Genomic DNA, 18,405 nt, shown 5'->3' with positions numbered 1-18,405 from the left:
ACTCCCTGTTCAGGAGGCTCCATGAACCTCGATTCAACGGCGCCAGCGCTGGCTTATCAGTCAGGCTTCGGCAACGAATTCAGCAGCGAAGCGTTGCCCGGCGCACTGCCCGTCGGCCAGAACTCCCCGCAAAAAGCCCCTTACGGCCTCTACACTGAACTGTTCTCCGGCACCGCGTTCACCATGGCCCGCAGCGAAGCGCGACGCACCTGGATGTACCGCATTCAGCCGTCGGCCAATCACCCGGCGTTCGTCAAACTGGAGCGGCAACTGGCCGGTGGTCCGTTGGGGGAAGTGACTCCCAATCGCCTGCGCTGGAACCCGTTGGACATCCCGACCGAGCCGACCGACTTCATCGACGGGCTGGTGAGCATGGCCGCCAACTCGGGCGCGGAAAAACCCGCCGGGATCAGCATCTACAGCTACCGCGCCAACCGTTCCATGGAACGCGTGTTCTTCAATGCCGACGGTGAACTGTTGCTGGTGCCCGAGCAGGGTCGCCTGCGCATCGCCACCGAACTGGGCCTGCTGGACCTGGAGCCGCTGGAAATCGCCGTGCTGCCGCGCGGTCTGAAATTCCGCGTCGAATTGCTTGACCCGCACGCTCGCGGCTACATCGCTGAAAACCACGGCGCACCACTGCGCCTGCCGGATCTGGGGCCGATCGGCAGCAATGGTCTGGCCAACGCGCGAGACTTCCTGACCCCCGTCGCGCATTACGAAAACCTCAAGCAACCGACCACCCTGGTACAGAAATTCCTCGGCCAGTTGTGGGGCTGCGAGCTCGATCATTCACCACTGAACGTGGTCGCCTGGCACGGCAATAACGTGCCTTACAAATACGACCTGCGCCGTTTCAACACCATCGGCACGGTCAGTTTCGATCACCCGGATCCCTCGATCTTCACCGTCCTGACCTCGCCGACCAGTGTCCACGGCCTGGCCAATCTGGACTTCGTGATCTTCCCGCCACGCTGGATGGTGGCCGAGAAAACCTTCCGGCCACCGTGGTTCCACCGCAACCTGATGAACGAATTCATGGGCCTGATCAAGGGCGAGTACGACGCCAAGGCCGAAGGCTTCTTGCCCGGCGGCGCGTCGTTGCACAGTTGCATGAGTGCTCATGGCCCGGATGGCGAAACCTGCACCAAGGCAATCAACGCTGACTTGGCGCCGGCGAAAATCGACAACACCATGGCGTTCATGTTCGAGACCAGCCAGGTGCTGCGCCCGAGCCGTTTCGCCCTGGATTGCCCGCAACTGCAAACCAATTACGACGCCTGCTGGGCCTCGCTGCCCGCCACTTTCGACCCGACCCGGAGATAACCCATGACTCAGACTTCCATCACTCGTAGCTGGGTTTCTTCCGCCAACGGCCACGCTGATTTCCCACTGCAAAACCTGCCGCTGGGCGTGTTCAGCGTAAAAGGTTCGGCACCGCGCAGCGGTGTGGCCATTGGCGAACATATTTTTGATCTGGAAGCGGCACTGGACGCCGGCCTGTTCGACGGCCTGGCAAAAACCGCCGTAGAAGCCACCCGTGGCGGCCAGCTCAATGCGTTTTTCGAATTGGGCCGTGAGGCTCGCGTGGCGCTGCGCGAACGTCTGCTGGAACTGTTCGCTGAAGGCAGCACCCTGCATGGCAAGATCGAAGCCCAAGGCGCAAAACTGCTGCCACTGGCGGCGAATTGCGAGATGCACCTGCCGGCGAAAATCAACGATTACACCGACTTCTACGTCGGCATCGAGCACGCACAGAACGTCGGCAAACTGTTCCGTCCCGACAACCCTTTGCTGCCGAACTACAAGTACGTACCGATTGGTTATCACGGTCGTGCCTCGACCATTCGCCCCTCCGGCACCGACGTTCGCCGCCCGAAAGGCCAGACCTTGCCGGCCGGTCAGACCGAGCCGACCTTCGGCCCGTGCGCACGTCTGGATTACGAGCTGGAACTGGGCATCTGGATCGGCCCGGGCAACGAGATGGGCGACTCGATCGCCATTGGTGATGCGGCCGATCACATTGCCGGTTTCTGCCTGCTCAACGACTGGTCGGCGCGCGACATCCAGGCTTGGGAATACCAGCCGCTGGGGCCGTTCCTGTCAAAAAGCTTTATCACCAGCATCTCGCCGTGGGTAGTGACGGCCGAAGCGCTGGAGCCGTTCCGCCGTGCTCAACCGGCACGTCCGGAAGGCGATCCACAGCCGCTGCCGTATCTGTTCGACAAGCGCGATCAAGCCGCAGGAGCGTTCGATATCGAGCTGGAAGTGCTGTTGCTCACCGAAGGCCTGCGCGAGCAAAAACTCCCGGCCCATCGCCTGACCCTCAGCAACACCAAACATATGTACTGGACCGTGGCGCAAATGGTCGCGCACCACAGCGTCAACGGCTGCCAGTTGCAGGCCGGTGACCTCTTTGGCTCGGGCACGTTGTCGGGGCCGGAAAGCGGTCAATTCGGCAGCTTGCTGGAAATCACCGAAGGCGGGAAAAAGCCGATCGAGCTGGCGTCGGGCGAGGTGCGCAAATTCCTCGAAGACGGCGACGAAATCATCCTGCGCGCCCGTTGCAGCCGCGACGGTTTTGCCTCCATCGGTTTCGGCGAATGCCGTGGCAAAGTGATCGCGGCGCGCTAAGAGGATCCGGTCATGGAGCTTTATACCTACTACCGTTCGACGTCGTCGTACCGGGTGCGCATCGCGTTGGCGCTCAAGGGCCTGGATTACCAGGCACTGCCGGTCAACCTGATCGCACCGCCAGGTGGCGAGCATCGGCAAGCGCCGTATCTGGCCATCAACCTACAAGGGCGCGTGCCGGCCTTGCGAACCGATGAAGGCGAACTGTTGATCCAGTCACCGGCGATCATCGAGTACCTGGAGGAACGTTATCCACAGGTGCCGTTGCTGTCCAAAGACCTGGCCGCGCGCGCTCATGAGCGTGGTGTTGCGGCGGTAATCGGCTGCGACGTGCATCCGCTGCATAACGTCAGCGTGCTCAACAAGCTGCGGCAGTTGGGCCACGATGAACCGCAGGTGGTGGAGTGGATCGGGCACTGGATCAGCCAGGGGCTGGCGACGGTGGAGCAGTTGATCGGTGATGACGGTTACTGTTTTGGCAACGAACCGGGCTTGGCGGATGTGTACCTGATCCCGCAGCTCTATGCCGCCGAACGTTTCAATATTTCGCTTGAGGCGTATCCACGGATTCGCCGAGTGGCGGCGTTGGCAGCTACGCATCCGGCGTTCATCAATGCGCATCCGGCGAATCAGCCAGACACCCCTTAAAGCCCCACGCGCCCCCCCTGTAGGAGCGAGGCTTGCCCGCGAAGAACGATAACGAGGTCGTGCTGACAGACCGAGGCGCCCGGTTCGCGGGCAAGCCTCGCTCCTACAGGGGGCGTTAGTGGACGATTGAGTTGGGCGGCAAATGCCCCAGTCGTTCAGTCAGGCGAATCCGCTGGATCGGGTCATCACTGAGCAGCAGCGCATGCTCCAGGTCGAAACGCTCGGCGTTCGGGCAGTCCAGCCGTTGATAGAGGCTGGCCCGGGCGAGGTAATCGGCGGCGTTGGCGTTGCCCAGTGCCAGCACGCGTTCAGCGTCGATCAAGGCGCCGATGTAGTCATCGTGGGCAAGGTGCAACTGACGCAGATTGCGTGACAGCCGTTGCAGCATCTGCACAGGGTCGGCGGTCAGCATGTGCTCGGCGTTGAGTTGCATGTTCGGGCCGTACTGGCGTTGCAGCAGTTCACGGCAATCATTGGGGTACAAGCGGCGGCCACCGCAGGGGTCCAGCAGATGATCGGCGCCCGGCACCCGCAGCAGGAAATGGCCGGGGAAATTGACCCCGACCAAAGGGATCTCCAGGCGCTTGGCCAACTCCAGTGCGATCAGCCCCAGGGATAACGGCTGGCCGCGCCTGAGTTCCAGCACTTTGTTGAGCAGGGCCACTTGCGGGCGCAACGGGGTGAAATCGTCCTGGGCGAACCCCAGGTCATTCATGCGACGCAGCAGCGGCTGGGCCAGTTCGCTCACCGGTAGCATCGGCAAGCCATGGCTGACCCGCTGTTGCAGGTCTCGGAAGTCTGCCAGCACCTTCTCGGCATCCACCTCTTTGTCATGTTCGGCCGCCATCCACAGCGCGGCCTCGAACAGCGCGGGTGGTGATCGTTGCAGGCAGTCAAAAAAACGTTGGCGCGGCGTCATCGAAATCTCCGGGCAATGCCTCGTTTTAGCCCCGTCGCCGGCATTCGTCCAGTACCGCACACATGAGGTCGCAGGTTATGCCCGAAAGCCTGCAATGCAGCGCCGCTTATTCCGGTGCGCTTCTGCAAATTTTGGGCGCAAGCCTATACTGGCGACTACAAGAAGTGATTCGGGAGCCCGACGATGTTCGCTCTCATGCAAAGCACTCGCCTTGAATCGCTGCATCTGAGCGTCGACCCGGTCACCGGGTTGAAGGCGGTCATTGCCATTCATAGCAGCCGCCTGGGGCCTGCCCTGGGGGGATGTCGTTACCTTGCCTATCCCAGCGACGAGTCTGCGGTCGAGGATGCCATTCGCCTGGCGCAGGGAATGAGTTACAAAGCTGCGTTGGCCGGCCTGGCGCAGGGCGGCGGGGTGGCGGTAATTGTTCGACCGGTCCATGTGGAAAACCGCGCGGCGCTGTTCGAAGCCTTCGGCCGCTGCATCAATCAACTCGACGGGCGCTACATCACGGCGATCGACAGCGGCACCTCGGTGGCGGACATGGATTGCATCGCCCAACAGACCCAACACGTCACCAGCACCACCTCGGCGGGCGACCCCGCGCCACACGCAGCGATGGGGGTGTTCACCGGCATCCGTGCCACCGCCATGGCCCGTCTGGGCAGCGATAACCTCGAAGGCCTGCGAGTGGCCATCCAGGGGCTGGGTAACGTCGGTTATGCCTTGGCCGAACAGCTGCATGCGGCCGGTGCCGAACTGCTGGTCAGCGACATTGATCATGGCAAGGTGCAATTGGCGATGGAGCAATTGGGCGCTCACCCGATCGCCAATGACGCGCTGCTCAGTACGCCGTGCGACATTCTCGCGCCCTGCGGCCTGGGCGGTGTGCTCAACAGCCACAGCGTGACGCAATTGCGCTGCTCGGCAGTGGCCGGTTCTGCGAACAATCAGCTGACCCATCTGGAAGTCGCCGATCAACTGGAGCGGCGCGGCATTTTGTATGCGCCGGACTACGTGATCAATTCCGGCGGGCTGATCTACGTTTCGCTCAAACACCGTGGCGAAGAGCTCACAACCATTACCGCCCACCTGTCGAAAATCGCCTCGCGGCTGACTGAAGTCTTCGCCCATGCCCAGGCGGAAAAACGCTCTCCGGCGCGGGTGGCGGACGAGTTGGCGGAAAAAGTGCTGTACCGCTGAGCCATGCCTTTACTGCAGACATGAAAAAGGCCCTGAGCCATTGGACTCAGGGCCTATTCAATTCGGGCATTGTTTACTTCGGTGTCTTGGCGGCTTTGGCTGGCTTGGTCGGCGCAGCGGCTTCACCCTCTTCGACCGGTTCAACCTTTTCAACCACTTCAACCGGCGCATTCAGCAGTTCGGACAACGCGTCCGGCTGGCTCTTGAATGCCTTGGCAAATACATCGCGATTCTTCGCCATGTAGATCCCGGCTTCTTCCACTTGCTGTTCGGTCAGGGACGGAACGGCTTTCTGCAACACTTCAGCCAGCAATTCAGCCAGTTCGAGCATTTTGTCATGACGGTCAGCTTCGGCTTTATCCATGAACAAGCGCTCCAGATCTCGGCTGCTGCGGTATACCACTTCGACGGCCATTCACCACCTCACATGCCTTCACATTAGTTGTCTGTTTCGACCACTGTATTTATATACAGCGAAAAGGATAAGCGAATCCCTGCGCTTTGGGTAGTGGCTTTTTAATGTAGACCGAAATCAGCATTTGTCAGTTAAACCGTGTTGCTCCATTCGCGGGCAAGCCTCGCTCCTACAGGTTGATGTGATCTGTAGGAGCGAGGCTTGCCCGCGAAGGGCCCGACGAGACACCAAAAAAGTGCCCCGTGGCAGCCCATCGCCATCTCACCCAACAGCCCCTGGCCTTTTTTCTGCATGCAGAACAACCGTCACGTCAAAACCGCATTATCCGCTCGAACCGAGCTAAGGAAGAATCATCGTGAAAATCAACTGGGCCGAGAACCTGCGGCAGAACGTGCATCAATTGGCAGAGTCTTTGGGCAACCTGTTCGTCGAGACCTTCCATTACCTGGCGCTGTTCGCCATCGGTGCAGTGACCGCGTGGGCGGCGGTGATGGAATTTCTGGGGATGATCGAAGAAGGGCACATCAAGATCGATGACATCTTGCTGCTGTTCATCTATCTGGAACTGGGGGCGATGGTCGGGATTTACTTCAAGACCAACCACATGCCGGTGCGCTTCCTGATCTACGTGGCGATCACGGCGCTGACGCGGCTGCTGATCTCCAACGTCTCGCACCACAATCCGCCGGACCTGGGGATCATCTACCTGTGCGGCGGGATTCTGCTGTTGGCGTTTGCGATCCTGGTGGTGCGTTACGCTTCGTCGCAATTCCCTTCGGTGAAGATCGAGCACCCGCAACGCAAGATCGGTACGGGTTCCGGTGAGCATCCAGACGTCGAGAAGGGCGAGATTTAAAGGCCCATGGTCGGGCGAGGCCGGGCTTTGGCCAAGGGTGGCGGCAGGTTGCGATTGTCGCCATCGGTCATGGCTTCGAGGATGGCCACGGCGCTGTGGCCCTGTTCAATGGCGATGCCGAACTGAATGCTTTGCACCAGGCGCTTGAGGCGCTTGGGGTCATTGCGCTGTTCGGCGCTGATCATCCGCTTGGCAACCACATGGCCGCTGTTGGAGAGGGTCAGCATGATGCTGCCGTCCAGACCTTGAATGCTCAGGTTGATCTGATAATCCGCTGCAAAGGCATCGGTAATGAGCTGAAAAGGGTTGTCCATGATGCGTCACCGCCTGATTGAACGTGCAGTTGTTGACCGGCCATGATCGGGTTGGTTCGCGTTACCGGACCATCGGCAAGCCGCTCGCTGAGGTTTTCAAAAGTCCTTTTGCCTCGCAGGTGATGTAGCAAGGGCCATGCCGGAAAAATTGTCGAACAATGATCGCGGCCAAAAAAAGGCGGGCACCTTGGCCCGCCTTCTTTTTGCCTGCCCGTTTCAGGGCATGAACGAGTAGATGATCGCAGACAGTGCAATCAAACCGATCAACACCACGAACACGTTCGACACTTGCCCGGAGTACTGGCGCAAGGCCGGCACGCGGCGGATGGCGTACATCGGCATCAGGAACAACAGGCACGCAATGATCGGCCCGCCGAGGGTTTCGATCATGCCGAGGATGCTCGGATTGAACGTCGCCACGGCCCAGCAACTGAGGATCATGAACAGCGCCGTGATGCGGTTCAGCCAGCTCGCCGACATCACCCGGCCACGGCCGCGCAGGCTTTTTACGATCAGGCCCTGAAAGCCTTCGCTGGCGCCGATGTAGTGGCCGAGAAAGGATTTGGTGATCGCCACCAGCGCAATCAGCGGCGCGGCATAAGCGATGACCGGGGTCTGGAAGTGGTTGGCCAGGTACGACAGGATCGAGATGTTCTGCGCCTTCGCCGCCGCCAGGTCAGCCGGGGACAGTGCCAGCACGCAGCTGAAGCAGAAGAACATCACCGTCACCACCATCATCGCGTGGGCAATGGCGAGGATGCCGCTGCTCTTGCGTTCGGCCTGTTCGCCGTACCGCTGTTTCTGGTCAACGGCGAACGCAGAAATGATCGGCGAATGGTTGAACGAGAACACCATCACCGGAATCGCCAGCCACAGGGTTTTGAAGAACAGCGGCAACGGCATGCCTTCGCTGGCAGTGGCGAAGAACGCACCGTTCCAGTTCGGGATCAGGCTGACGCCGAGCAGCAGCAACGCCGCGACGAACGGGTAAACCAACACGCTCATGCATTTGACGATGACGCCCTGGCCGCAGCGCACGATCGCCATCAGACCGAGAATCAACACCAGCGACAGAATCGCTCGTGGTGGGGGGGCAATGTGCAACTGATGCTCCATGAAGCTGCTCAAGGTGTTGGTCAGCGCCACGCTGTACACCAGCAGAATCGGGAAGATCGCGAAGAAATACAGCAGCGTGATCAGCTTGCCTGCACCGATGCCGAAGTGTTCTTCAACGACTTCGGTGATGTCCCCGGAACGGCCGGACAGCACGAAGCGGGTCAGGCCCCGGTGAGCGAAGTAGGTCATGGGGAATGCCAGCACTGCCAGGATCAGCAGTGGCCAGAAGCCACCCACGCCGGCGTTGATCGGCAGGAACAGCGTTCCGGCACCAATCGCCGTGCCATAGAGGCCGAGCATCCAGGTGGTGTCGTGTTTGCTCCAGCCCTTGTGGGTTATTTCGCTATTGCGTGTCAGGTCTACAGCGGGGTTTTCGGCAGCAGGTGTACGTACATCGGTCATCGTTTGGCCTCGTTATTGTTCTTGCTCGGGCTCACGTGTTGCAGGCGGTCAGGGAATGCTCCTCAGCACTCCACCCAGCTCACTGCCAGGCCGCCCCGTGAAGTCTCTTTGTATTTGTCATGCATGTCGGCGCCGGTATCGCGCATGGTGCGGATCACCCGGTCCAGGGAAATGAAGTGTTTGCCGTCGCCGCGCAGGGCCATTTGCGTGGCATTGATGGCCTTCACCGCCGCGATGGCGTTGCGCTCGATGCACGGCACTTGCACCAGGCCGCCGACCGGATCGCAGGTCAGGCCGAGGTTGTGTTCCAGGCCGATTTCGGCGGCATTTTCCAGTTGCTCGGGCGTGGCGCCGAGCACGTCGGCCAGGCCGGCGGCGGCCATGGCGCAGGCGGAACCGACTTCACCCTGGCAGCCGACTTCGGCGCCGGAGATCGACGCGTTTTTCTTGCAGAGAATGCCTACGGCCGCCGCGGCCAAAAAGAAGGCGACCACGTCATCGTCCGACGCGTCCGGGTTGAATTTCATGTAGTAGTGCAACACTGCCGGAATGATCCCTGCTGCGCCGTTGGTCGGTGCCGTGACCATGCGCCCGCCCGCCGCGTTTTCTTCGTTCACGGCGAGGGCGAACAGGTTCACCCACTCCATGGCCGACAGCGTGGAGGTGATGACATTCGGTTTGCCGATTTCCAGCAGGCTGCGGTGCAGTTTCGCCGCGCGGCGCGGAACATTCAGACCACCGGGCAGGATGCCTTCGTGCCGCATGCCTTGCTCGACGCACTCACGCATCACCGACCAGATGTGCAGCAAGCCCTGACGGATCTCGGCTTCGTTGCGCCAGGCCAGTTCGTTGGCCATCATCAACTCGGAAACCCGCAAGCCGTGCTGGTTGCAGAGCTTGAGCAATTCGGCGGCACTGGAGAAATCGTAGGGCAGCACCACATCGCTGGCCGGCGCAATGCCGGACTCGGCTTCCGCCGCTTCGATGATGAAACCGCCGCCGATCGAGTAGTACGTTTGCTCCGACAGCTCACCGGTTTCGCCGAAGGCTGTCAGCGACATGGCGTTGGGGTGGTAGGGCAGACTCTCGTCGAGCAGCAGGAGATCGCGTTGCCAGTTGAAGGCAATGGTCTTGTTGCCGGCCAGAGTCAGTTCGCCGGTTTCGCGCAAGGTCTGGATTCGGCTGTCGATGGTGGTCGGATCGATGCTGTCCGGCCATTCGCCCATCAGGCCCATCACGCAGGCGCGGTCGGTCGCGTGGCCGACGCCGGTGGCGGAAAGGGAGCCGTACAGACGAATTTCTACCCGACGGACGGCGTCGAGCAAATTCTGGTCAATCAGTGCCTGGGCGAAGGTCGCGGCGGCGCGCATCGGGCCGACGGTGTGGGAACTGGACGGACCGATGCCGACTTTGAAGAGATCGAAAACACTGATAGCCATGCTAAAGCCTATACAAGCAATGGAAGAGAAATCGCTGCCATTTTTGTAGGACAAGCGCAATGTCGGCGATACTGCCGACCTCGGTCCTACATGACCAACGAAACTTCCTAAGACAGCCTTTAGCAGGACTAAACAATGAGTCGCCAATTGCACGCCCAGACTTACGTCTGGCTGCACGTGTTTTCCTGTGCCGCGCGGCACTTGTCGTTCACCCGTTGCGCCGAAGAGCTGCACATCACGCCGGGTGCGGTCAGTCAGCAAATTCGCCAACTGGAAGAGCGGCTGGGCTTTCGCTTGTTTCACCGTCGTGCGCGCGGCGTGGAATTGAGCGCCGAGGGCCAGCGACTGGCCATCACCGTCAACGAGGCTTACGGCAGCATCGATGCGGAATTGCGACGACTGGACGCCGGAATGATCAGCGGAATTCTGCGGGTGCGTTCGATTCCATCGTTCCTGAGCAAGTGGCTGACCCCGCGCCTGCCACGCTTGCAGCAGCGCTTTCCGGACATTCAATTGCGCCTGGTGGCCGAGGACAGCAGCGTGCCGTTGCACGAAGGGGACTTCGATCTGGCGATCGACCTGAATGACGGCAGTTATCCCGGGTTGTTATCCACAACCTTGCTCGACGAGCAGATATTCCCGGTCTGCGCCCCGAGCCTGCTACGTGGCCGACCACCGCTGCATGGCCCGGCGGGCCTGGTGCACTTTCCGTTGCTGCACGACATCACCGCCTGGCGCGGCAGTTACGAGTACGCGGAATGGGAGTTCTACCTCAATGCCATCGGCTTCGAGGGCGCGGACGTGCGGCGCGGGCATACCTTTAATCGCAATCACCTGACCATCGAAGCGGCGATTGCCGGCATGGGCGTGGCAATTGCGCGGCGCACGTTGCTTAACGATGAACTGGAGCGGGGGACGTTGATTGTGCCGTTCGGGCTGGCGGTGCCCAATCACAAACGCTACGTGCTGCTTTATGCGCCAGGGGCGCTGAGCCATCCGGGCGTGCGTGCGGTGCATGACTGGCTGGTAGAAGAGGCGGGGATTTTCCGCAGTCTGCACCCCCTGGCGGAGCGACAGATGTGAGCAATTGTGACTGAGGAGAGAGGCGACCCAACTCCCGACCTTAACAGCGCTTTTGGTGGTTGTCCGACTTTTTTTGCGAATCCATATTTATCTTTTTTTAGGGGTTGAAATGTTCTTCGCGCAGACCGATTGTGTAAGTAAGAGGTCACGGTGATGACGCCCAAGGGCCAGCCGATGCGCCTCTCGCGAGCTAGCTGAAATAAGGGATGAACTATGCAAATCCAAGTCAACAGTGATAACCATATTCAAAGCAGCATCCGACTGGAGGAGTGGGTACGTACTACCATTGAGAGCACGCTCGAACGTTATGAAGAGGACCTGACACGCGTCGAGGTCCATCTGCGGGACGAGAATGGCGACAAGCCAGGTCCCCATGACATGCGCTGCCAACTGGAAGCGCGGCCAAAAGGCCACCAACCGATTTCTGTCACTCATAAAGCCGACACCCTGGAGCAAGCAATCGACGGTGCGGCGGAAAAACTCGAACATGCGCTTGAGCATCTGTTCGGCAAACTGCGGGGCAAACCACGTGCCGCTTTGGTGCCGTTCGAAAGACCCACTGCCGATGCGCTGCTGGAAGATGAATTTCTCGAGAACGAACAGGCTGCGCAAAACGGCTGAAGCCTGATCCACATTTAACCTTTCCGCTCTCCACCCTTAAAAACGGGCCTGCACATGCAGGCCCGTTTTCGTTTTGCCGATCAATCAACTGATCGTTCCCGAGCCCGCGGATCAGCGGCTCGGCACCCCTCGCATCGCAATCGGACTGTCCGGAACAGTCGATCTCATAGGAACTCTTTTGCGTATGAGAATATTTATCATTAATATTGCGGTCTTGTTGGCCCCATGACTTTCATGCGGCCTCACCTGGTTTCAAGGTCGAACCATGAAAGGCAAAACCCGCACGCTCCCCGTTCCTTATCGATTGGCCGTCACTTCCCGAGTGCTGGCCGCGGTGTTGGGCGGCTATATCGTCGCAGCGCTGGCCAGTGTCAGCTTGAGCTCATGGTTGCCGATGGCCCGGGCCGAAGCGGTGGTGACCGGAATGATGAGCTCGTTTCTGGCCTATTTGATTGCGGTGCTGTGGTGTTTTGTCTGTCGCAGTGCCTGGCGAGCCTGGTTCGGATTGATCGTGGCGAGCCTGCTGCTGGCGGCGGTGTCAGGGTTGGCTAATTGGATGGGCCACGCATGAAAGAGGGATTTCGTCAGGCGATGGCCTGGTTGCACACCTGGGCCGGGTTGACCTTCGGCTGGTTGTTGTTCGCGATTTTCCTGACCGGCACGCTCGCCTATTTCAAGGACGAGATCAGTCACTGGATGCAGCCCGAGATACCGGCGCGTGCAGTGACCTCCGAAGCCAGTCTGACGCTGGCGCAAAACTACCTCCAGCAACACGCGGCCGGCGCCTCGCGCTGGTTGATCGACCTGCCGAGTGCCCGGGAACCGGGCCTGTCAGTGCGCTGGCAACAGACCCCGGCCAAGCCCGGCGAGCGCGGGCAATTCACCGAGAAACTGCTCGACGCGCAAACCGGCAGCGAAGTGCAGGGCCGCGAATCGATGGGCGGCGATTTCTTCTATCGCTTCCACTTCCAGCTGCAAATGCCCTATCCGTGGGGCCGCTGGTTGTCGACCATCGCGGCCATGGTGATGTTCATCGGCCTGATCACCGGGATCATCACCCACAAGAAAATCTTCAAGGACTTCTTCACCTTCCGCCCGCGCAAAGGCCAGCGTTCCTGGCTGGACGGGCACAACGCGGTGGGCGTTCTCGTGTTGCCGTTTCACCTGATGATCACCTACAGCAGCCTGGTGATTTTCATGGCGATGGTGATGCCGGCGAGCATCCTGGCTTCGTACAAAGGCGATCCCCGCGCGTTTTACGCGGAGGTATTCCCGGCCTCCGGCACGCCCGAACTGGCCGGCAAACCGGCGGAATTGGCACCGATGGCGCCGTTGCTGGAGCGGGCGCGCGCGCAGTGGTCGGGCGGCCGGGCGGAACGGCTGACGGTGAACAATCCGGGGGATGCGAATGCCTCGATTGTCGTCTCAAGGGATGATGCAGACCGCGTGATTTATGACGCCAGCAGCGCGGTGACCTTCCACGGCGTGACCGGCCAGCAACTCAGCGCCACGCCACAGCAACCGGTGCCGATGGCCATCGCCGGCAGTTTCTATGGCTTGCACATGGGCCATTTCGCGAGCCCCGTGCTGCGCTGGCTGTACTTCATCTGCGGGTTGGCGAGCACGGCGATGATCGGAACCGGTCTGGTGATCTGGCTCGGCAAGCGTCAGCTCAAACATGTGAAAAGCGGCGTAATGCCCTTCGAACTGCGGCTGGTGGAAGTGCTGAACATTGCCAGCATGTCCGGGCTGGTGGTCGCGGTGGCGGCATTTTTCTGGGCCAATCGGTTGCTGCCGGTGGAGATGGTCACCCGGGCGGATTGGGAAGTGAACAGCTTCTTCATCGTCTGGGGCTTGAGCGTGGTTCACGCAGTGTTCCGTTGTGGTCGCGCGGCCTGGATCGAGCAATTGGCGTTGGCCGCGATGCTGTTCTGCGGCGTGCCGCTGTTGAACGCGCTGACCACGCCGTATCACTTGGGCGTGACGCTGGCTCAAGGTGACTGGACGCTCGCCGGGTTCGATCTGACCTGCCTGGGCAGTGGCCTGTTCCTGGCCTGGGCTGCCTGGAAAATGCAGCGCACCGGGCAGACCGTTCGCGTCGCCAAAGAACGCGCCCGATTGATCATGCTTGAGCAAAAGGTGAACTGAATGCTGTTGGCCCTGCTGCTCTGCTACGGCGGTTTCACCGCGCTGTGTTTATCCATGGATCGGCATCACGGCGAACTGCTGGGGCGCCAGCCGTCTGCCCGGCGACGCAAAACGTTCAAGCTGGGCGGCTGGTTGCTGCTGGCAGTTTCGTTATGGGCGGCGGTGGCGAAAACCGGTTGGGGGCTCGGGTTGGTGGAGTGGTTTGCGGTGTTGATGCTCAGCGCCTTGATGCTGGTGTTGTTGATGCCTTATCGCCCGCGACTGGCCCTGGCGTTGGCTGGGTTGAGCCTGCTTGCCAGTCCCGTCGCCGTGTTGGCGCAGTGATGACCAGCGATCCCCCGGAATCCCGCGACGACGAATATCGCGGCGCCCGTGCGCATTTCCTTCAGGTGTTCCTGTCCCAGCGTTCGCAGATGGAAGCGCTGGTGAGCCGGCGTGTCGGCTGCCGCGCTACCGCCGCCGATCTGGTGCAGGACTTGTTTCTGCGTTTCTGGCGGCGTCCGCTGGTGCAGGTCGAGGAACTCAGCACTTACCTGCTGCGTTGCGCCGGCAACATCGCCATCGACCATTTGCGCAGCGAAGGCACGCGGGTGCGGGTCAACGAAGGCTGGATGCCGGATCAACCGGACAGCCAGGGCAGCGAACCACAAGCGGCGCTGGAAGCGGGCAACGACCTGCGTCACGTCGAAGCGGCGTTGCGCGCATTGCCGGAACGTACCCGGCAAATCTTTCTGCTCAACCGCATCCATGGCCGCAAATACGCGGAGATCGCCAAGGCCATGGGCCTGTCCCAAAGCGCCGTGGAAAAACACATGATGCGCGCCCTCGATGCCTGCAAGGCCAGTTTGCGGGAACCGCCAACGCGCACGCCAGGGAAAGCACCGTGAATCAACTCGACCGCGTCACCCCGACGCCCGCTCAAGAGCAGGCTGCACTCGCCTGGCTGAGCCTGTTGCACGACCAACCGAGCAGCGGCGATCAACTCACTTTCAGCCGATGGCTCCAGGCCGATCCCGCCCATGCCGAGGCTTATGCCCAGGCGCAAGTGCTGTGGGAGTTGAGCGAAATGCCCGCACGAACCCTGGCCGATGAGGACGCTTTCGCCTTGCGGGGTTACCTCAATGCGATGAACCGATCCCGACGCACCCGCGTGCGGCGCTGGTCCGGCGCGCTGGCCATGGCCGCGTGCCTGGTGCTGATGATCGGCATCGGCGCGGGTTGGCAGCCGATGCGCTGGGTCGATGATCTGGGGGCGGACTATGTGTCTGCGCCAGGTGAAATTCGCACCGTGACGCTGGCCGATCAGTCGCAAGTGACGCTGGACGCCGACAGCGCCATTGCCGTGGATTTCAGTGGCGGCGAGCGCCACGTTCAGCTGCGTCGCGGTGCCGGATTCTTCAGCGTGACCCACACGGGTGATCCGTTTGTGGTCGACGCTGAAAAGGGCCAGGCCCGGGTGCTCGGCACTCAGTTCGAAGTACGTTTGCAGCCCCATGGTGCGCAGGTCACGGTCCTGTCAGGACGGGTCGGCGTGACAGCGGACAGGCACGCCGAGCAGCAGATTCTGACCGCTGGCCAGCAAGTGGCGTATGGCGAAGGTTCGGCGCAAAAGCTGCGTGTGGTTGACAGTGAAGCGCAACTGGCCTGGCGTCAGGGTTGGCTCAATTACTACAAGGTCACCCTGGCCGATGTGGTGCAGGATCTGGGGCGTTATTACCCGGGGCGGATTGTGCTGCTCAACGATGAACTGGCCGCGCGGCGGGTCAGTGGCAGTTTTCCGAGCAAGGATCCGCAGGCGGTGTTGGGTTCGTTGCAGGGCGTTTTGGGGTTTGAGCAGACCAAGGTGATGGGGCATCTGATTATTTTGCGGTGAGGCTGCCGGCCCCATCGCGGGCAAGCCCGCCCCCCTACAGGTTCGCGCGATCCTTGTAGGAGCGAGGCTTGCCTGCGAAGGCGTCAGGCTTAACGCCACATCACCCCGCAAAAATTTATTTTCAAAATTATGATGAGGTAAACCCAACCCCCATCCGTGTAGTGACTGAAACTGCGAGTCATTCGCATCCCGTAGGTTCTACACAGGTCAATGAGCAATGAAGTCCAGGGCAAAACCGGGTTCGGTCAAACAGTGGTTGGGTGCTTCTGCACTGAGTATGTCGGCGTTGGCCTTGCTGCCTTCGAGCGTCGCATCGGCCGCTGAGGCGGGCAATACGCAGCCGCTTACGCCGTTCAGCTTCGCCATCGCTGCCAAACCGCTGCCCCAGGCCTTGAGCGACTTCAGCCGCGTCACCGGTATCAGCGTGGTCTACACCGATGAAGCGCCTTACGGGCTCACCGCCCCGGCGGTCAAAGGCCCGTTGAGCGCCGAGCAGGCCCTGCAGCGTTTGCTCAGCGGTTCGGGCCTCACCTTCCGCCGTAGCGATGCTCACACCCTGGTGCTTGAACCGCTGCCCAGCGCCGGCACATTGAATCTGGGCACCACCACCATCAACTCGGTGGCCGATCAGTCCATGAGCTATCAGCCGCCGCCCACCAGCTCGGTGATGCGCTCGTCGGCCTTGCTCCAGGACATCCCGCAGACCGTCAACGTCATTCCGGCCCAGGTCATTCGCGATCAGGCGCCGCGCAATCTGGATGATGCGCTGGCCAACGTCAGCGGCATCACTCAGGGCAACACGCTGGCGAGCACCCAGGACTCGGTGATGACCCGCGGTTTCGGCGACAACCGCAACGGCTCGATCATGCGCGACGGCATGCCGATCGTGCAGGGCCGCGGCATGAATGCGACCGTGGACCGGGTCGAAGTCCTCAAGGGACCGGCCTCGCTGCTGTACGGCATCCAGGACCCGGGCGGCGTGGTCAACATGGTCAGCAAGAAACCCGAGCTTGAGCAATACAACGCCCTGACACTGCGCGGTTCGACCTACGGCGACGGTAAAAACGGCAGCGGCGGTGGCCTCGACAGCACCGGCGCACTGGGTGATTCCGGCTTTGCTTACCGTATGGTGCTGGACCACGAAGACGAAGATTACTGGCGCAACTTCGGCACCCACCGCGAGACGTTGGTGGCGCCGTCACTGGCGTGGTTCGGCGAGAGCACCACGCTGTTGTTCTCCTACGAACACCGCGAGTTCCTGACCCCGTTCGACCGCGGCACGGTCATCGATCCGCGCACCAACCATCCGTTGGACATCTCGCGCAATGAACGCCTGGACGAGCCGTTCAACAACATGGAAGGCCGCTCGGACCTGTACCACTTCGAGGCCGATCACGAGCTCAACGACAACTGGAACGCTCATTTCGGCTATAGCTGGAACCGTGAAACCTACGACGCCAGCCAGGTGCGCGTCACCGCCATCGACACCCGACGCGGCACGCTGACCCGCAGTATGGACGGCACTCAAAACGCGATCAGCACCGACCGTTTCACCACCGCCAGCCTCGAAGGCAAGGTGAACGTATTGGGTATGCAACACGACCTGGTGTTCGGCATCGATGACGAATACCGCAAGATCTACCGCGAAGACCTGATCCGCCAGAAAAGCCTGAGCACCTTCAGCTACGTCAATCCGGTCTACGGCCGCGAAGTCGCCGGCACCACGGTCAGCCCGGCGGACAGTGCGCAGACCGATGAACTGCGCAGCGATTCGATCTTCCTGCAGGACTCGATCCACCTCACCGATCAATGGATTTTCGTCGCAGGCGCACGCTTCCAGGAATACGACCAATACGCCGGCAAAGGCGTGCCGTTCCAGGCCAACACCGACAGCAACGGTCAGAAATGGGTGCCGCGCGCCGGTCTGGTCTATCGGTTCACCGATGAACTGTCGTTCTACGGCAGCTACACCGAATCGTTCAAACCCAACTCAACCATCGCGCCGTTGAGCGGCAGCAGCACCGTGCTCGACGGCAGCGTCGCGCCGGAAGAAGCCAAGTCCTGGGAAATCGGCGCCAAGCTCGACATGCCAGGGCGCGTGACCGGCAACGTCGCGCTGTTCGACATCAAGAAACGCAACGTGCTGGTGGCCAACTCCGAAGGCCCGGTGACGATTTACAGCGCCGCCGGCGAGGTACGCTCCCGGGGTCTTGAAGTGGATTTGAGCGGCCAGCTCAGCGACCGCTGGAGCCTGATCGGCAGCTATGCCTACACCGATGCCGAGGTCACCGAAGACCCGACCTACAAGGGCAAAAAACTGCAAAACGTCGCGAAGAACAGCGGCTCGCTGTCGGCGGTCTACGACTTCGGCACCATTGTGGGCGGCGATCAACTGCGGGTCGGCGCGGGCGCGCGGTATGTTGGCGAGCGGGCGGGTAACGCGGTCAACGATTTCGACCTGCCGAGCTACACCGTGGCCGATGCGTTCGCGACCTACGACACCAAAGTCGAAGGGCAGAAGGTCAAGTTTCAGCTCAACGTGAAGAACCTGTTTGACCGCACCTACTACACCTCGGCGGCGAGCCGGTTCTTTGTGTCGATGGGGGATTCGCGGCAGGTGTCGTTGTCCAGCACACTGGAATTCTGATCGCAGACCGCGTAATCGTTCTTCGCGGGCAAGCCTCGCTCCTACACGTTTTACGTTGTCCGTGTAGGAGCGAGGCTTGCCCGCGAA

17 protein-coding genes and 1 pseudogene are annotated in these 18,405 nt (G+C 61.0%); 13 read left to right on the top strand and 5 right to left on the bottom strand.

Translation table 11 applies throughout. The features are described 5' to 3' along the window. Window positions 1–21: 21 nt before the first annotated feature. From hmgA to maiA, 3 genes are read left to right on the top strand one after another with little or no spacing between them, the layout of a single operon-like run. Window positions 22–1,326, top strand: a complete 1,305-nt coding sequence (gene hmgA / locus AB4N91_RS21945; RefSeq protein WP_102594597.1) for a homogentisate 1,2-dioxygenase — start codon at window positions 22–24, stop codon at window positions 1,324–1,326. A gap of 3 nt (window positions 1,327–1,329) precedes the next feature. Then, on the top strand, window positions 1,330–2,634 hold the full coding sequence (gene fahA / locus AB4N91_RS21940; RefSeq protein ID WP_010463193.1) for a fumarylacetoacetase: 1,305 nt from the start codon (window positions 1,330–1,332) through the stop codon (window positions 2,632–2,634). A 12-nt stretch (window positions 2,635–2,646) separates the two neighbouring features. After that, complete coding sequence (gene maiA / locus AB4N91_RS21935) at window positions 2,647–3,282, top strand: maleylacetoacetate isomerase (protein WP_460111772.1); 636 nt, start codon at window positions 2,647–2,649, stop codon at window positions 3,280–3,282. 115 nt (window positions 3,283–3,397) lie between these two features. Here maiA and AB4N91_RS21930 read toward each other — a convergent pair whose 3' ends face one another. Further along, window positions 3,398–4,201 carry a SirB1 family protein gene (locus AB4N91_RS21930; RefSeq protein WP_010463189.1) on the bottom strand — a complete coding sequence of 268 codons (804 nt, stop codon included), beginning with the start codon at window positions 4,199–4,201 and terminating at the stop codon, window positions 3,398–3,400. Between the two features lie 183 nt (window positions 4,202–4,384). Between AB4N91_RS21930 and AB4N91_RS21925 the strand changes: the two genes are divergently transcribed. Then, window positions 4,385–5,404 (top strand): Glu/Leu/Phe/Val dehydrogenase family protein, encoded by a 1,020-nt coding sequence (locus AB4N91_RS21925; RefSeq protein ID WP_010463187.1) that lies wholly within the window; start codon window positions 4,385–4,387, stop codon window positions 5,402–5,404. 175 nt (window positions 5,405–5,579) lie between these two features. Here the strand turns inward: AB4N91_RS21925 and AB4N91_RS21920 are convergent. Further along, window positions 5,580–5,819, bottom strand: a pseudogene (locus AB4N91_RS21920) (YebG family protein); the annotation flags it as partial. A gap of 355 nt (window positions 5,820–6,174) precedes the next feature. On the opposite strand from AB4N91_RS21920, the gene AB4N91_RS21915 reads away from it, so the two are divergent. Then, a complete protein-coding gene (locus AB4N91_RS21915) occupies window positions 6,175–6,675 on the top strand; it encodes a phosphate-starvation-inducible protein PsiE (RefSeq protein ID WP_077750195.1) in 501 nt (166 codons plus the stop codon). Here AB4N91_RS21915 and AB4N91_RS21910 read toward each other — a convergent pair. From AB4N91_RS21910 to AB4N91_RS21900, 3 genes are all read right to left on the bottom strand, one after another. Beyond that, entirely contained in the window at window positions 6,672–6,989 is a 318-nt protein-coding gene (locus tag AB4N91_RS21910) for a DUF3509 domain-containing protein (protein WP_010463182.1), read from the bottom strand. The two genes, AB4N91_RS21915 and AB4N91_RS21910, sit on opposite strands and share 4 nt — an antisense overlap. Before the next feature lie 216 nt (window positions 6,990–7,205). Beyond that, entirely contained in the window at window positions 7,206–8,507 is a 1,302-nt protein-coding gene (locus AB4N91_RS21905) for an HAAAP family serine/threonine permease (protein WP_010463179.1), read from the bottom strand. A gap of 62 nt (window positions 8,508–8,569) precedes the next feature. Continuing rightward, complete coding sequence (locus AB4N91_RS21900; RefSeq protein WP_154911858.1) at window positions 8,570–9,946, bottom strand: L-serine ammonia-lyase; 1,377 nt, start codon at window positions 9,944–9,946, stop codon at window positions 8,570–8,572. Between the two features lie 135 nt (window positions 9,947–10,081). On the opposite strand from AB4N91_RS21900, the gene AB4N91_RS21895 reads away from it, so the two are divergent. The 8 genes from AB4N91_RS21895 to AB4N91_RS21860 all read left to right on the top strand — a co-directional run bounded on the left by AB4N91_RS21895 (window position 10,082) and on the right by AB4N91_RS21860 (window position 18,318). Continuing rightward, window positions 10,082–11,029: a LysR substrate-binding domain-containing protein gene (locus AB4N91_RS21895; protein WP_010463175.1), complete on the top strand. Its 948-nt coding sequence runs from the start codon at window positions 10,082–10,084 to the stop codon at window positions 11,027–11,029. Between the two features lie 213 nt (window positions 11,030–11,242). Next, window positions 11,243–11,650: an HPF/RaiA family ribosome-associated protein gene (locus tag AB4N91_RS21890; RefSeq protein WP_010463173.1), complete on the top strand. Its 408-nt coding sequence runs from the start codon at window positions 11,243–11,245 to the stop codon at window positions 11,648–11,650. 265 nt (window positions 11,651–11,915) lie between these two features. Beyond that, a complete protein-coding gene (locus AB4N91_RS21885; RefSeq protein WP_154911857.1) occupies window positions 11,916–12,221 on the top strand; it encodes a DUF3649 domain-containing protein in 306 nt (101 codons plus the stop codon). After that, a complete protein-coding gene (locus tag AB4N91_RS21880; protein ID WP_154911856.1) occupies window positions 12,218–13,798 on the top strand; it encodes a PepSY-associated TM helix domain-containing protein in 1,581 nt (526 codons plus the stop codon). The genes AB4N91_RS21885 and AB4N91_RS21880 overlap by 4 nt, the downstream gene beginning before the upstream one ends. After that, entirely contained in the window at window positions 13,799–14,122 is a 324-nt protein-coding gene (locus AB4N91_RS21875) for a DUF3325 domain-containing protein (RefSeq protein WP_077750199.1), read from the top strand. Beyond that, window positions 14,122–14,685: an RNA polymerase sigma factor gene (locus tag AB4N91_RS21870; protein ID WP_010463165.1), complete on the top strand. Its 564-nt coding sequence runs from the start codon at window positions 14,122–14,124 to the stop codon at window positions 14,683–14,685. Before AB4N91_RS21875 ends, AB4N91_RS21870 begins: the two co-directional genes overlap by 1 nt. Beyond that, on the top strand, window positions 14,682–15,671 hold the full coding sequence (locus AB4N91_RS21865; RefSeq protein ID WP_154911855.1) for a FecR family protein: 990 nt from the start codon (window positions 14,682–14,684) through the stop codon (window positions 15,669–15,671). The genes AB4N91_RS21870 and AB4N91_RS21865 overlap by 4 nt, the downstream gene beginning before the upstream one ends. A gap of 217 nt (window positions 15,672–15,888) precedes the next feature. Further along, the gene (locus tag AB4N91_RS21860) at window positions 15,889–18,318 is read left to right on the top strand and encodes a TonB-dependent siderophore receptor (protein WP_154911854.1); all 2,430 of its coding nucleotides are present in this window, start codon (window positions 15,889–15,891) and stop codon (window positions 18,316–18,318) included. Window positions 18,319–18,405: the final 87 nt, after the last annotated feature.

The organism is Pseudomonas sp. H3_D04 (assembly GCF_054669175.1).
Note: the sequence above shows the minus strand (reverse complement) of the source record. Positions and strands in the feature narration are given on the sequence as shown.

Excerpts from the sequence above, each read along its gene's own strand:
- AB4N91_RS21875 (WP_077750199.1), top strand. The coding sequence starts at position 13,799 with ATGCTGTTGGCCCTGCTGCTCTGCTACGGCGGTTTCACCGCGCTGTGT.
- fahA (WP_010463193.1), top strand. The coding sequence starts at position 1,330 with ATGACTCAGACTTCCATCACTCGTAGCTGGGTTTCTTCCGCCAACGGC.
- AB4N91_RS21895 (WP_010463175.1), top strand. The coding sequence starts at position 10,082 with ATGAGTCGCCAATTGCACGCCCAGACTTACGTCTGGCTGCACGTGTTT.
- hmgA (WP_102594597.1), top strand. The coding sequence starts at position 22 with ATGAACCTCGATTCAACGGCGCCAGCGCTGGCTTATCAGTCAGGCTTC.
- AB4N91_RS21860 (WP_154911854.1), top strand. The coding sequence starts at position 15,889 with ATGAAGTCCAGGGCAAAACCGGGTTCGGTCAAACAGTGGTTGGGTGCT.
- AB4N91_RS21885 (WP_154911857.1), top strand. The coding sequence starts at position 11,916 with ATGAAAGGCAAAACCCGCACGCTCCCCGTTCCTTATCGATTGGCCGTC.
- AB4N91_RS21930 (WP_010463189.1), bottom strand. The coding sequence starts at position 4,201 with ATGACGCCGCGCCAACGTTTTTTTGACTGCCTGCAACGATCACCACCC.
- AB4N91_RS21905 (WP_010463179.1), bottom strand. The coding sequence starts at position 8,507 with ATGACCGATGTACGTACACCTGCTGCCGAAAACCCCGCTGTAGACCTG.
- AB4N91_RS21910 (WP_010463182.1), bottom strand. The coding sequence starts at position 6,989 with ATGGACAACCCTTTTCAGCTCATTACCGATGCCTTTGCAGCGGATTAT.
- maiA (WP_460111772.1), top strand. The coding sequence starts at position 2,647 with ATGGAGCTTTATACCTACTACCGTTCGACGTCGTCGTACCGGGTGCGC.
- AB4N91_RS21880 (WP_154911856.1), top strand. The coding sequence starts at position 12,218 with ATGAAAGAGGGATTTCGTCAGGCGATGGCCTGGTTGCACACCTGGGCC.
- AB4N91_RS21925 (WP_010463187.1), top strand. The coding sequence starts at position 4,385 with ATGTTCGCTCTCATGCAAAGCACTCGCCTTGAATCGCTGCATCTGAGC.
- AB4N91_RS21890 (WP_010463173.1), top strand. The coding sequence starts at position 11,243 with ATGCAAATCCAAGTCAACAGTGATAACCATATTCAAAGCAGCATCCGA.
- AB4N91_RS21870 (WP_010463165.1), top strand. The coding sequence starts at position 14,122 with ATGACCAGCGATCCCCCGGAATCCCGCGACGACGAATATCGCGGCGCC.
- AB4N91_RS21900 (WP_154911858.1), bottom strand. The coding sequence starts at position 9,946 with ATGGCTATCAGTGTTTTCGATCTCTTCAAAGTCGGCATCGGTCCGTCC.